The sequence below is a fragment of the Bacillus sp. FSL W7-1346 genome (genome assembly GCF_038593335.1).
Lineage (GTDB): Bacteria > Bacillota > Bacilli > Bacillales > Bacillaceae > Bacillus > Bacillus altitudinis.
The window spans coordinates 3,613,755-3,627,956 of record NZ_CP151988.1 but is presented as its reverse complement, the minus strand read 5'-3'; the positions used below and the strand labels follow the sequence as shown (position 1 = coordinate 3,627,956).

The following is a 14,202-nucleotide window of genomic DNA, read 5'->3' as shown; positions in this document are numbered from 1 at the left end:
AAGAGTTCTTATTGATGATAAAAAATATTGGTGTATAAAAAAAGTGAGAAAGGTTGCTTCAACTAAATTAAAGAAAATTAATTTAGGTATATAGACCTTAATAATTTTTAGAAAAATAAATGTTGACGCTTTCATATAATCAATATATACTAAAAACAAATCCAATATAAATAAATTAGACATGTGACTGGTCATGCAGGCAGGATCTAAAAACGATGAATTTCTTTAATTTGTCGTTTTAGATCCTTTTTTTATTGCCAAAATATAGGTCTCATGTATGAGAAAAGGAGGAGAAAAAATGGATTACACACAAGTCGCCAAAGACGTTTTACAGCATGTAGGTGGTAAAGAAAACATTGCGCACCTTGAGCACTGCTCAACAAGACTTCGCTTCACACTAATTGATCAGAAAAAAGCAGATGTGCCAGCATTAGAAAAAACACCAGGTGTCATAGCTGTCAGAATGTCAGGACAATGCCAAGTGGTCATTGGAAATGACGTGATTGAAGTGTATCAACAGGTAACAAATTTAATGGGAGGCAGCTCGTCTGGGCAAGGCGTGCCATCCAATCAGCCAAAAGAAAAAAGAAAAGTAGGCACAGTTCTATTAGATTTCATTGTGGGTGTCTTCCAGCCGCTTGTTCCGGCTATCGCAGGCGGAGGGATTTTAAAATCATTTCTTCTCCTTTTCTCTTTATTAGGCTGGGTGGATGCAAAAGGCCAAACCTATCAAATACTGAACATGGTGGGTGACGCACCACTATACTTCCTGCCATTACTAGTCGCTGTCACAACGGCAAATAAACTAAAGGTAAACCCACTGGTCGCATTATCAGCAGTCGGTGCACTCCTTCTTCCGAACATGACAGCCATGCTTACTGAAGGTGCGCAATTAATGTCATTCGACGTAAAAAATATAGCTTATGCGTATCAAGTGTTTCCAGCAATCCTTTCTGTATTGCTTTACGCTCAAATGGAAAAATTCTTCACACGATTTTCACCAAAACCAATTCGGATTTTCTTTGTCCCAATGATGTCATTAGTCATTACTGTACCCGTTACGTTACTGTTATTAGGACCACTTGGTTTTACGGCAGGACAAGGGTTTTCATCCGTTATTCTTGCGATGTTTAATACAGTAGGCTGGGTAGCTGTCGCAATCTTAGCAGCGGTACTCCCGTTTATGGTTGCATCAGGCATGCACAAAGCAATGGTCCCTTATGCAGTGACAACGATGGGGAACCTCGGGAAAGAAGCACTTTATTTACCAGCATCACTTGCGCATAATATTGCGGAAAGTGGAGCATGTTTTGCAGTGGCACTACGCACGAAAGACAAGGTACTCAGATCAACAGCCATTTCGGCAGGAATTTCAGCATTTTTTGGCATCACAGAGCCTGCTTTGTATGGTGTGACACTTCAAAATAAACGCGTACTTGGAAGTGTCATGATTGGTTCATTTGTTGGTGGGATATTCATTGGATTAGTTGGTATACAAGCATTTGTACTTGTTGGCCCTGGATTAGCCAGTATGTCGATGTTTATATCAGATGAGCTTCCACGAAATCTAATGTTTGCTGTCATTGGAGCTGTCATTTCCTTCGTTGTTGCTTTTATCGCTGCTTTTGTATTAGGTAAGGATAAAAAAGTAGAAGAAAAGACAAATGATCAAGAAGCATTTGCTGAACAAATTGGAGCAGGGGAAACTTTCAAAAGCCCTGTGATTGGTCAAATGATCTCTCTAGCTGAAGTAAAAGATGATATTTTCTCTTCAAAGGTCATGGGAGACGGAATTGCCATTGTTCCTTCAAAAGGAGCGCTATATGCACCAGTAGAAGGTGAGGTCACCTTGCTGTTCGAAACAAACCATGCACTTGGTATGAAAACGGACAAAGGGGTGGAAGTATTATTCCACATTGGCATTGATACTGTACAGTTGGAAGGACAGTATTTTTATCCAAAAGTGCAGGCAGGAGATCGTGTACAAGCAGGGGATTTACTCATTGAATTTGATGTAGAAAAAATCATGGAAGCAGGATACGATCCAGTTACGCTTGCTGTCATCACGAATACAGATCAATATGATATTAAGGTACAGCCATTACAAGAGGTCAATCGCCAAGATACATTGATGGTTATCACCCAATTAGGAGGCTAAACATATGACGACAATAAAAGGTTTTCCAAAAGGATTTTTATGGGGCGGCGCCATTGCCGCCAACCAAGCAGAAGGCGCTTGGAATGTAGATGGAAAGGGCCCATCTGTTGCTGATATTGCGATGTACCGTTCTAATTTGAGTGTAGAAGATTATGAAGGGCATCTAGCTGTTACTTCTGAAAATATAGATCGAGCGATGAAAGACCCAGATGATAAAAAGTATCCAAAACGCAGAGGTGTTGATTTCTATCATCACTATAAAGAGGATTTGGCTCTATTTGCTGAAATGGGTTTTAAAACCCTTCGCATTTCTATTGCATGGAGCCGTATCTTCCCAACTGGAGAAGAGAACGAACCAAATGAAAAAGGACTCCAATTTTACGATCGTTTATTTGCAGAAATGAAAAAACACAACATAGAACCGATTGTGACGCTGTCACATTATGAAATGCCGTTAGCACTGAGCGTGAAATATAATGGCTGGGTTGAAAGAAAAGTCGTTGATCTCTTTGTTAAGTTCGCCAATGTATGTTTTGAACGCTATAAACATGATGTGAAATATTGGCTGACCTTTAATGAAATAGATAGTATTCACCGCCACTCTTTTATTACAGCAGGAATTATTCCTGATCGCTGCCCAGAAGGGAAAGAGGAAGAGACGGTTTATCAAGCACTCCATCATCAATTCATTGCCTCTGCACTCGTAACAGCAGATTGTCATCGCATCATACCAGGCAGTCAAGTAGGGTGTATGCTGACAAAATTAACAACGTATCCGCACACTTGTCATCCGAATGATGTGGAGCGGGCATTGAAACAAAACTTAGAAAACTATTTCTATGCAGATGTTCAGGTATTTGGTGAATACCCGCCGCTTATCAAGCGCATGCTTGAGAGAAAAAACATTCATATCCAAATGGAATCAGATGATCTTTCTATTTTAAAAGAAAATACAGTAGATTTTATCTCGTTCAGCTACTATATGTCTTTAACTGAATCAGCTGATGAAGGATTAGAAAAAACGGATGGAAATACCATCCGTGGGGTCAAAAATCCTTACCTTCCATCTACTGATTGGGGATGGCAAATTGATCCGGTTGGTCTGAAAATTTCTTTAATAGAATTATATGATCGTTATCAAAAACCACTGATCATTGTAGAAAACGGCATGGGTGCAAAAGATGTTGTTGAAAGTGATGGATCAATTCACGATGATTATCGTATTAACTATTTCAAAGAGCATTTCCGCCAAATGAGAGAAGCGGTGGAAGAAGGCGTTGACCTCTTCGGATATACGAGCTGGGGCTCAATTGATATTATTAGTGCAGGTACATCACAGATGTCAAAACGATACGGGTTCATTCATGTAGATCAAGATGACGATGGAAACGGTACATTAAAACGTTCTCGTAAAGACTCATTTTATTGGTATAAAAAGGTCATTGAAACAAATGGTGAATCGCTTGATTGAAAAACCACAATCATGAAAACAGGTGATGACGATGTTTAAAATCAAAAAAGTTTTAAACTCGAGTGTGGTTCTGGCGGAAGATCAGAACCAACAGGAGATGGTTCTATTCGGCCGGGGGATTGGTTATGGACAAAAACCAGGTCAAATGATTGAAGAAAAGAAGGCAGATCAAGTGTTTATGTCTGTCGATAACATGAGAGCGAAGGAATTTCTCCAACTGTTAGATTCAATGCCGCAAGAGTTTATCGATTTAACTCAGCATATTGTTCAATATGCTGAAAAACGCTTAAACTCAAGTCTGAATTCTGGTGTCTATTTTACCTTGATGGACCACTTGAATTTTGCAGTAGAACGGCACAAGAAGAACATTAATATTACAAATCGAGTATACTGGGAAATCAAAAACTACTATACCGAAGAATTTGAAGTAGGTAATTATGCGCTTGAGTTAGTCAACAATACATTGGGCATACAATTACCAAAGGAAGAAGCGGCCAATATCGCCTTCCATTTAATTAATGCGTTAGGTGAAAAGTCCGATTCTAAAGATGGCATGAAGTATGCCAAGATGATTGGAAGTATTGTGAATCTCGTCCGCTATACGTTGAATATGAAAATGGATCAAGAAAATATTCATTACAGCCGATTTATTACACATGTGAAATTCTTTGTTGAAAGATTTTACGCAAATAAATTATTATCAGATCAAGAAAATGAGTTGTTTGAACAAATTGCACACTTGTATCCTCAAGCGATGGATGTAGCTTTCAAAATCAAAGATTATATTAAACAGGTGCATAGTATTGTTATTCCAAATGACGAACTTACGTATCTGGCGGTACATATTCACCGCCTCATTTCTTATCAAGAACTGAAATAAATGTGGACCACTTGCCTTGTAATGAGGCAAGTGGTTATTTGTATTGTATCGGTTTATGTTCCGATAGGTCGTTCTGTTGGGCCAAGATTTGTATCATTTAACGAATTGTAAGACACCGTTTGTCCGAAAACAACGATGGCTAAAGCGAAAATGAGTAAACTCACTTTTTTCATCATAATTCCTCCAATTAAGTGTAGTGTGTTCCAATTGATAGGCATCCTTTAAAAAGAGGTATGCTTGGTGAATTGAACCCAGCTCTTCAAAGTGTTTGGCAGCTAGTGCACTTAATTCACGGGCACCTTCAACATCCTTTAATTCTTTCAGAATACTGATGTCATCGAAACAGGTTTGAGCTTTTTTGGATATGTCTTCAGTGAAATATAGGTGATAGAGAAAATTCATTTTTGCTGTATAGATGGGGTTTCTGTCTATTTCTTGTTTTTGTTTGACTAATTCAAAATAATAGAGAGCTTGCGACTTTTCATCAATGGAGAGTAGCTCTTTTAGTAACATAAACATGGAGTGTTCGAAATAACAAGATGAAAGGTAGTCATCATCACTAAGAGCCTTTTCTAGGGCATCAATACATTTTTTTGATTCTCCAACTTCGGCATATAGAATACTGATATTGTGATAAAGCTGTGATGCTAGAAAATGATCGTTTAATTGATTTGAGATGTGTAATGCTTTTGTGTAGTAATTCTCAGCTCTTTTGAAATCGCCAATATCCATGAAGTTGGTGGCTGCGATCACAAAAGCTGCTGCCAGTCTTCTTTCATAGCCATCATGACCTTTGAAAATATCGATGGCATTCTGAATATAATGAAGTGAAATCAGGCTTTGGCGAAGCATCATATATAGGTTTGCGACCTTCGTATGGAATTCTGCTACTTCTATTTCATCAGGAATGTTTTGCAGTTTTTTCTCAGCAATTTTAAACAGTCCGATGGCTGATGCATAGTCTCTGTTATATGAAGCGTAAAGGGCTTTATATAGGTAAAAATAGTATTCAATTAAGTCGTTTGTTTTAGAAGGGTATTCTAGCACTGTCGGTTCATTCAGTTTTTTACCCCTTCGTTCATATAACATGAGCTTAAACTTGCCTTCTAGCAATGAATAGTAGGTCAAGACCTCCTGATTCTCTTCCATCTCTTGAAGTAATTCCTTTAATTCTGTGTAGATTGTCTTTGCATTGTGTACATCATGCTTACGAATGGCAATTCGCCAATCATTTAAACGGTTCCCCACCTGTTCAGCTGAAATGATCGTCATGGAAATTTCACCTCTTTAACATCCTTTCGCCTGTTTCAATAAAAAACGATATCACAATTTTTGGTAAAATATAATCGTTTCAGAGAGGTGATTGACAGGAGGTAATAAAAAGGACCTTATGTCATGAGATGTACGTTATTGTAATGATCATTGATTGTTTATTCAAATGAGTAAAATCTTTTTTTGGAAGTCTAAAAACGTGATAGATACTATTAGTTTTAAGTTTATGGTCGAAAATACCATCTGAATATATGAAATAAAGCTATTTTAGCTATGAGAGAAGAACAATGAAAGGTCGATCTAGAAGGGAAAATCAGTTATGATGTTGCTAGATGATTTTGGGAAAGAAACTGGTAGTTACTGAGAAAGGTGAAAATCCGAGACAAGTGTTGACCTTTCAGAAAGGATGTTGAAATGAAAAAAAGATTTCAAATGTTAAACTGGCAAATGACAATTGTGATGACGACGCTTTTACTTGTTTTAGTCACTCTTTATATCTCAAAGAGATACTTTTATAGCAAAGAAATTGAGTTGCTGACAGAATCTTGTCAACAAGAAGACGGCAAAATCATACTAGAAACAAATAGTTTGACTATGGATTACTCCTTTGAGTGTAAGAAAAAATAAAACAGGCAGCTTTCTGCCTGTTTGACACCAATTAAAACCCTAAGTTTTGTAACCACTTGTTTAACAAGGCCTCTCGTTTCTCAGCGGTGAAGCGATCGTATTTTCCTAAATTTAAATGAGCTGAAATTTCACCGTCATTCATAAACAAAATTCTTTCAGAGCAAAGGGCCACTTTTGGATCATGGGTGACGAGAAGCAGAGTTGTTCCTTCAGAATTGATTTGTGAAAAAATATCCATGACTTCCTTTGTGGTTCTTGAATTAAGAGCACCTGTGGGCTCATCTGCAAAAAGAATGTTTGGTTCATTCATAAGAGCTCGACAGATAGAGGCTCTTTGGAGCTGTCCTCCTGATACTTCTGATAAATATCTATCAGCTAAATGATCAATATCAAGTTTCTCCATTAGATATTTTGCTCGTTCATTGACTTCTTTTCTCGGCATTTTCTTCGCTAAGTAAGCTGCAGCAATGATGTTATCAAATAGATTGAGGTTTTTTAGTAAGTGGCTGTGTTGAAAGACGAATCCCATCTCTGATAAGCGCAAAGCTGTTAACTGTTTGTCTGTCATTTCTGATAGCAGTTGACCTTTATATTTGATTTCCCCTCTGGAGGATGTCTCTATACCGCTAAGTTGATAAAGCAAAGAGGTTTTTCCACATCCTGAAGGTCCCATAATGGTGACAAATTCTCCACGTTTAATTGATAAGTGAATATTTCTAAGAATGGTCTGTTTTTGTCCTTTTAATGAATCAATTTGTAAAGACAATTGTTTCGCTTCAATTAATTGTTCCATGTGAAACATCTCCTTATGAAAGTGTATGACGGCTGATTTTACTAGAAAAAAAGGACTTCAATAACCACGAGATGACAGTTAAATTCACCATAAACAGCAGGAGAGGATACACGATCCAAACCCATTTCGGGGCTAACCACTGAAGGCTGGATGCTCCTAATGATGCTCCGCCTGCACTCATTAACGCCGGACCAATAGTATGAACAGCGATTGCTCCAATGAAGGCACCAATAGAGAGAACGACGATAAAACTTGTTAAGTATTGATAGGTTAAATCTTTTTGAGAAAAACCAATCGTCCTTAACAAGTGAGTACGATTTAAATCTTTCGCCCTTAACATGTGTAGAAACATCATTAACATGAGGCTGGCTGTTCCAAAAGCTGCGATGGTTGAAAATAATGCAATCACTTTTACTAGAGATGCGGTGCTTCCTATTGTTTGATGCACATATTCTTTCATATCTGTCACTTTTGCAGGAGACATATTTGTTTCAAGTGCTGCTTTTTTTCCTGCCATATCTATTCCTTGTTTTAATTGTATTTGAATGGTTTTCCAAAGGGATGATTGAGGAAAAGGCTGAGATAATGCTTTAGCAGTTTTCCCTCCGTTGGTGACGTCTTGATAAATGCCGGTAACCATTTTTTGAACTTGCTGCCCATTTGTGGCGAGAGTGACTTTTCCGCCTATCTTTTTCTGAAGTGAGTCAGCACTCAACACCGATAAAGCAATCTCTTCCTCCTTCAACGGTTCCCTTCCTTGTAAATAGGTGAGAGGGAATGCTGATAGATCACCTGTTTCTAAATAGAGCGTTTCTAATGTATTCTCCATTGTTTTGGCTTGTAGAGAAGTTGTTTCATAGACGGCAGATGTTTGAATGTCTTGGTCTTCGCTAATCATAGACTCTATTTTATTTGTACTTTTCTCTAAATGATTTCCCTGCCGAATATCAATTCGAAGGTCACTTTTTCCAGAGCCAAGATATGTGATGAAATCTGGTGATTGTAATGTGTACCATAACTGAATCGGCATCAACATTAAAAATGTACAAAGCGCGATAATACAAGTAATTGTTGAATACATCTTTATTCGCGAGAACAGATCTTTCAAACCAAACCAAAAATTTACTGGGAGGAATCTGTTTTTCTGGAGGTGCATAGGAATTTGTTTTTTATGGCTTGGTGAGCTTATGCCGCCTTGAATGGCTTGAGCGGCTGATATTTGTCCAAATCTCCTTAGGACAGCATAGCTGAATGAGATGACGATCATTGCCGTCAAAATTGACACCAAAAGCGGGATCACCTGATGAATAAAAGAGAGGCGATTCCCCATATATTGCTGAATATTGGCTGTAAACAAATCACCAAACATGAGCGTCATTAAATATCCTGCTATACACCCTATACAGGCAAGCACAGCATATTTCCCAACGTATAATTGTTTGATTTTTGATAAAGGGATTCCAAGTACTTTTAAGATTCCAATTTCACGTTCATCCTCTTCTATAGCGGCGGTCATAGCGAGACGAAGAGAGAGGAGAGAAATGCTAATGAGCAGAAAGCAGACAAGAAGGAGAATGGCGATCACCATACCATCTGTTAGGGCATTCAGCATGCGAAGCAGGGGTAATGTGACAGCAGGCCCCTGTTGTGGCAGCTCAGATGATTGATAGAGTGATTGAAAAGCATCTGCTTGACCAGCATCATGCAATAAAAATTCAATTAAGTACTCCTTTTTTTGAAACACTTGATTCAGTGCCGCCCAGTCCGCATCATGCAGAAGAAATCTCTTTGAACTGACAAGACTTGGATTCATTTGGGCATCTCGTAAGAACGTTTTGATTTGAAAAGAGAATTGATGAGAGCCTTTTGTAATGAGTAACCTTTCGCCAATCTTTAAATGGTATTTTTGTTGAAAATAAATAGGGACTGCTACTTCTCCTTTATTTACAGTGAGCTTTTCATTTCGTTCGTTTAAAAGGAAATCAAAATAGCGATTTTGCTTTACAAATAAATGATCCATCACACCCGCTTGAGCAGGCTTCTGCCCGAACTTGATGCTGACATGTTCGATCGGAATCATTGGAACAATTTGATGTGCCTTCACCATCGACTGTTTACTTGAAAATGTATCGACCGCTTTTTCATCTAAGCTCCCATCGTGCATTTGGACAAAGTCTGGTGCTTTGGCTGATTGGAGTAAATCAGAAATGGAACCATTCAACTGGACTGTCATTTGCGCAGCGCTTGTTGCTAAAAATGATGTCATCATGATGCAAAGGGTTAAGCCGATTGAAATGAGACGGTGGCGGGTTAGGTCTTTCTTGATAAACGTCAATCTCATGAGGCTGATTCTCCTTCATGTCGAAGCATATTTTTTGTAAGGAAGGCAAGTGCAAACATCAAGGCACTGACGATTAACACGGTCACATACATGCTGGCGGAAAAAGTGTTGAACAAGAACCCGTACATCATTTGACCGAGCGGTGCAGCACATTGAGAGACCATTGTCAGATTGGCCATGACTTTTCCTAATTGAGCATTGGGTGTTTTCTTTTGCACATGTGAGATGACAACGATCGAAATCATGGTGAGCAGCATGGCAATTGGGAGACACCCTGCTAAAAAGAGAAAATAGGCTGGAAATGTCCCAAATTGAAGAGCCATCTTGGATGTTGAAAAAGCAACAGGCAGCAAAATGACTGCGATGACGAGCAGCCAGCGATACAAAGTAGGAATGCGCCAATGTTTCGCTACAAGCCCAACTAGCAGGGCGCCTGCGATGACGGCAAATTCAATGATGCCCATTCCTATTCCATACATGATGTCACTGCTTTTCATTGTGACCCTTAAAATAATGGGACCTCCAACGATAAAAAATGGTGTGAGGATGAAATTTAGCAGCGCTGCAAGCAGCATGGCTCTTTTTAAAAATGGCTGGCTTCCGATATAGGAAAATCCTTGTTTCATATCTTTCAAGAGTACTTTGGTCATCGGTTCTGCGAGTGGGCTAGGTGAGAAAGAGATATTTAACCGTAAAAGCATGCATGCTGATAGAAAAAATACAATGCTACTAGCACCTATGATGACCTGGCTCCCAATGAGTCCGTATAAAACGCCGCCAATGATAGGAGCGACAACACCTGAAAGGGCCTGCACGCCATTCACGATGCCATTTGCTTGTTCTAATTTTTCTTCTTTCACTAGCTGAGGAATACTCGACATCACAGCAGGAGCATAAAATGTACTCATGACACCAAGGAGAATCATGACGGCTCCAATCATATAAAGTGAATCATGACCTGAAAATAACCAGAAATAAAAAGCCAGAATCATAATGCCAGTAAGAACATCGAATAAAATCATCAAATTTCTTCTGTTAAACCGGTCAGCAATTGCTCCTGCTAATGGCGAAAGGAGGAGCGGGATATTGGATAAAGCAAAAAGCAGGGCATATAAATCAACACGATGTGTCATATCCAAGACGTGTAAAGATAGAACAAAACGAATCAAGGAAGACCCGAAAACGGAAATAATTTGCCCGAGAACGAGATAGATAAAATGGGTGGAGCCATTTTTGGTTGATAACGACATGAAAATCACTCTCCTTTTAGACCGACCGTCAGTCTATAATGTATGCAGGATTGGCATTGAAGTGACCAATCACTGATTATTGTCTTCCGGTTCTCCAGTTAAACGTTGGAGAAGGAAGGAGAAACTTCCCTTTTCTGCATGTAATGAGGCTTCAAGGATTGCGATAAATGCTAGAGCTCGTTGTATGCTTTCCACTGTGGTCCATTGGAAAAGTCCCTCATCAAAGATAACCTGTGCAGAAGCGAGGAGAAATTCGACAGTTTCTTGCGGGTAATCCGTTTGAAATATCCCTTCTTCTACCCCTTGCTGAATGACTTCTGCTAAAACGGGTGATAGCTCTGTAATGGCTTTGATCAAGCTTTTTTGATGCATCTCTGCATTAGCAGGCTGATGAAATTGTTCGATCATGCCTTCTTTATGGCTGCCCTGTTTAGGAGATTGTGCCATGATGATGCGAAATAATTTATCGACCACTGAGATATCTGGATCAGCGGCAATACGCTTTGCCTCGATGATATCTGCTTTTATGATCCGGTCAATGATTGCATCCATCACTTCTTCTTTGGAAGTAAAGTAATAATAGAATGTGCCTTTTGCAATGCCAACGGCTTTGAGGATGTCAATAATTGTGGTTTGCTGATAGCCTTTGGTTGAAAAAAGCTTCTCTGCTGCATTTAAGATGTCATTTTTGCGTTCCTCAGGATGTTTAACGGTTCTCATAAAGCCATCCTTTCTTTTGACTAGACTGTCGGTCGGTCCCTTGATTTGATTAAACACTTTTTGGCGTATCTTTGTCAACGGCTGTTTTTTTCAGCTTTGCATTTATTGTGCAATGACACTATGATACATTGAATGAAAACCCCTTCAGGAGAGATGCTGAATGCAATTTTTAACCAGTGAATTGGCGCAAGAGATGGTTGAACGTACGATGCATATTTTACATCAAAACATCAATGTCATGAATGCAGATGGTGTCATTATTGGGTCTGGTGAACGAAAAAGGATTGGACAAAAACATGATGGAGCACGTCTAGTGCTGTCAAGCGAAGATAGTGTGGAGATTGATCAGGAGACGTCCCGCCGCTTAAAAGGCGTGAGACCTGGAATCAATCTGCCTATTTGCTTTCGCGAACAAGTCGTTGGTGTCATTGGGATTACGGGTGAGCCAGAGGACATTCGTCATCATGCCGAGCTGGTGAAAATGGCAGCTGAACTCGTATTAGAGCAGTCTTTTCTACTTGAACGCTTTCAGTGGCGGCAGCGAATAGAGAGTGAAATTGTGAATCAGCTCATCTCCGAGTCTGACATGGGTGATCATCAGCTGAAGCACCGTGCTGACTGGCTTGGAATGGATCTAGACAAGCGGCGAATGGCTATTGTTTTTCAGCCGATTCCATCGTCCGAGGATACTGTACACAAAATGATGCATGCCATTCAATACGATAAGAATGCGGATGATTTACTAGGCATGACCTTCCGTCATGAATTAATCCTGTTAAGACAGCCGATATGTGACCATCAATTCAAGCATGTGATCGAACAGCTGCAACAAACAATGGCAGGTGCAGTTGATGGACAAGTGCTAGTGGGTGTAGGAACTGTCGCTGAGGACATGAGTCAATTACCGTTGTCCTTTCAGCATGCGAGAGAGGCCCTGCGGTTAGGAAAGGTGCTCCATCCAGAGGAAAGCATATATGTCTTTGAATCTTATCAGCTTGAAAGCTTGTTTATAAAAGCGAGAGCCGCCAAAGAGGGCAAACGGTGGAGTGATTTTTATCATCCGCTGATACAAGAAATGGAGCTCGTTCAAACGTTAAAGGTTTACATTGAAGAGGGCGGGGATTTACAAAGAATCGTTGATCGTCTATTTATTCACCGTAATACACTGCGATATCGTTTAGATAAAATCCAGGCATTGACCGGAAAAGACCCTCGTCATGTGAAACAGTTGATGGAGCTGTACATAGCACAATTGGACAATCAATTGTCTTAATTGTGCATTTGCACAACTGGAAGAAGAAATAAATAAAAGAAGTTCATCTGGATTCACAACTCGATCCCAATGGGTAAACGCTTACAATTAAGAAAAGACAATCAGGAGGGATGGAGTATGGGTGGAGATGTGACAGTAAGTACATTGGGCGCATTGACTGCGCTTGTGATCGCTATTGTTCTTATTTTAAGAAAAGTATCACCTGCTTATGGCATGCTGGCAGGCGCATTTATTGGCGGTTTGGTTGGCGGTGTAGATGTTGTGCAGACCGTGAACGTCATGATGGAAGGCGCAAAGGACATGATTCCAGCTGTTCTTCGAATCATGGCGGCAGGTGTACTGGCAGGGGTTTTAATTGAGTCGGGTGCAGCGTTATCTATTGCGGAGGCCATCGTGAAAAAACTTGGAGAGGCGAGGGCACTTTTAGCACTCGCACTTGCAACAATGATTTTAACAACGGTGGGTGTTTTTGTAGATGTAGCAGTCATTACAGTAGCACCAATCGCACTTGCCATTGCCAAGCGTGCAAAACTTTCTAAAACGGGGATTTTACTTGCGATGATTGGAGGAGGGAAGGCGGGGAATATCATGTCACCGAATCCGAATGCCATTGCAGCCTCTGATGCCTTTGGTGTACCGCTTACTTCCCTGATGGCGGCAGGTGTCATACCGGCTATTTTCGGGATAGCCGTCACGTATGTATTAGCCAAAAAGCTTGCGAATAAAGGGACACCAGTTCTGGAAGAGGGAGCAGACCAAGGCGAGGTTCAAGTACCTGGTTTTCTACAAGCGCTTGTCGGCCCACTTGTGACCATTCTCTTGTTAGCCTTGAGACCGTTGTTTCAAATAAATATTGATCCAATGATTGCCTTACCAATAGGAGGAATTGTAGGCGCTCTTTTCATGAAAAAAGGGAAGTTTCTCAATGATTATGCGATGTCAGGGCTGCATAAAATGTCAGGTGTAGCGATCATGTTACTAGGTACAGGCACATTAGCTGGAATTGTATCGAATTCTTCCATGAAAGAGGTATTTATTCAGGCGCTTGACGCTTCGGGATTACCTCCTTACTTGCTTGCACCAACGTCTGGAATTTTTATGTCGGCAGCCACAGCTTCGACAACTGCAGGGACGGCAGTTGCAAGTGGTGTATTTAGTGGAACTCTTATTGGTCTTGGTGTATCTGCCCTTTCAGGCGCAGCTATGATTCACGCTGGCGCAACTGTGCTAGACCATATGCCACACGGAAGCTTTTTCCATGCAACGGCTGGAAGTGTTCAAATGGATATAAAAGAACGGTTGAAATTAATGCCCTTTGAATCGTTAATTGGTTTGACATTAACTGTGGTATCGACCATTATCTTTGGTATTTTCCAGCTGTTCGGCTGAGGACTTAATGAGAAACGAGGGGTTTTTG

At 40.1% G+C, this 14,202-nt stretch carries 10 protein-coding genes; 5 read left to right on the top strand and 5 right to left on the bottom strand.

The window, feature by feature from the left end:
- Positions 1-298: 298 nt before the first annotated feature.
- The 3 genes from NST09_RS18655 to NST09_RS18645 are packed head-to-tail and all read left to right on the top strand — an operon-like array spanning position 299 to position 4,509.
- Positions 299-2,158 carry a beta-glucoside-specific PTS transporter subunit IIABC gene (locus NST09_RS18655; RefSeq protein ID WP_342493206.1) on the top strand — a complete coding sequence of 620 codons (1,860 nt, stop codon included), beginning with the start codon at positions 299-301 and terminating at the stop codon, positions 2,156-2,158.
- Positions 2,159-2,162: 4 nt separating this feature from the next.
- Positions 2,163-3,629 carry a glycoside hydrolase family 1 protein gene (locus tag NST09_RS18650; RefSeq protein ID WP_008347383.1) on the top strand — a complete coding sequence of 489 codons (1,467 nt, stop codon included), beginning with the start codon at positions 2,163-2,165 and terminating at the stop codon, positions 3,627-3,629.
- A gap of 31 nt (positions 3,630-3,660) precedes the next feature.
- On the top strand, positions 3,661-4,509 hold the full coding sequence (locus tag NST09_RS18645; RefSeq protein WP_144683249.1) for a PRD domain-containing protein: 849 nt from the start codon (positions 3,661-3,663) through the stop codon (positions 4,507-4,509).
- Positions 4,510-4,602: 93 nt separating this feature from the next.
- Here NST09_RS18645 and NST09_RS18640 read toward each other — a convergent pair whose 3' ends face one another.
- The 5 genes from NST09_RS18640 to NST09_RS18620 all read right to left on the bottom strand — a co-directional run bounded on the left by NST09_RS18640 (position 4,603) and on the right by NST09_RS18620 (position 11,512).
- On the bottom strand, positions 4,603-5,781 hold the full coding sequence (locus NST09_RS18640) for a tetratricopeptide repeat protein (RefSeq protein WP_144683251.1): 1,179 nt from the start codon (positions 5,779-5,781) through the stop codon (positions 4,603-4,605).
- A 658-nt stretch (positions 5,782-6,439) separates the two neighbouring features.
- Positions 6,440-7,201 carry an ABC transporter ATP-binding protein gene (locus tag NST09_RS18635; protein WP_008347378.1) on the bottom strand — a complete coding sequence of 254 codons (762 nt, stop codon included), beginning with the start codon at positions 7,199-7,201 and terminating at the stop codon, positions 6,440-6,442.
- A gap of 13 nt (positions 7,202-7,214) precedes the next feature.
- Positions 7,215-9,542 (bottom strand): ABC transporter permease, encoded by a 2,328-nt coding sequence (locus NST09_RS18630; protein WP_254000909.1) that lies wholly within the window; start codon positions 9,540-9,542, stop codon positions 7,215-7,217.
- Complete coding sequence (locus NST09_RS18625; protein ID WP_342493205.1) at positions 9,539-10,792, bottom strand: MFS transporter; 1,254 nt, start codon at positions 10,790-10,792, stop codon at positions 9,539-9,541. The genes NST09_RS18630 and NST09_RS18625 overlap by 4 nt, the downstream gene beginning before the upstream one ends.
- 69 nt (positions 10,793-10,861) lie before the next feature.
- On the bottom strand, positions 10,862-11,512 hold the full coding sequence (locus NST09_RS18620) for a TetR/AcrR family transcriptional regulator (RefSeq protein WP_019743642.1): 651 nt from the start codon (positions 11,510-11,512) through the stop codon (positions 10,862-10,864).
- Between the two features lie 160 nt (positions 11,513-11,672).
- On the opposite strand from NST09_RS18620, the gene NST09_RS18615 reads away from it, so the two are divergent.
- Both NST09_RS18615 and NST09_RS18610 read left to right on the top strand, forming a co-directional pair.
- Positions 11,673-12,785, top strand: a complete 1,113-nt coding sequence (locus NST09_RS18615; RefSeq protein WP_342493204.1) for a sugar diacid recognition domain-containing protein — start codon at positions 11,673-11,675, stop codon at positions 12,783-12,785.
- A gap of 117 nt (positions 12,786-12,902) precedes the next feature.
- The gene (locus tag NST09_RS18610; RefSeq protein ID WP_098680419.1) at positions 12,903-14,174 is read left to right on the top strand and encodes a GntP family permease; all 1,272 of its coding nucleotides are present in this window, start codon (positions 12,903-12,905) and stop codon (positions 14,172-14,174) included.
- The last annotated feature ends 28 nt before the right edge of the window (positions 14,175-14,202 follow it).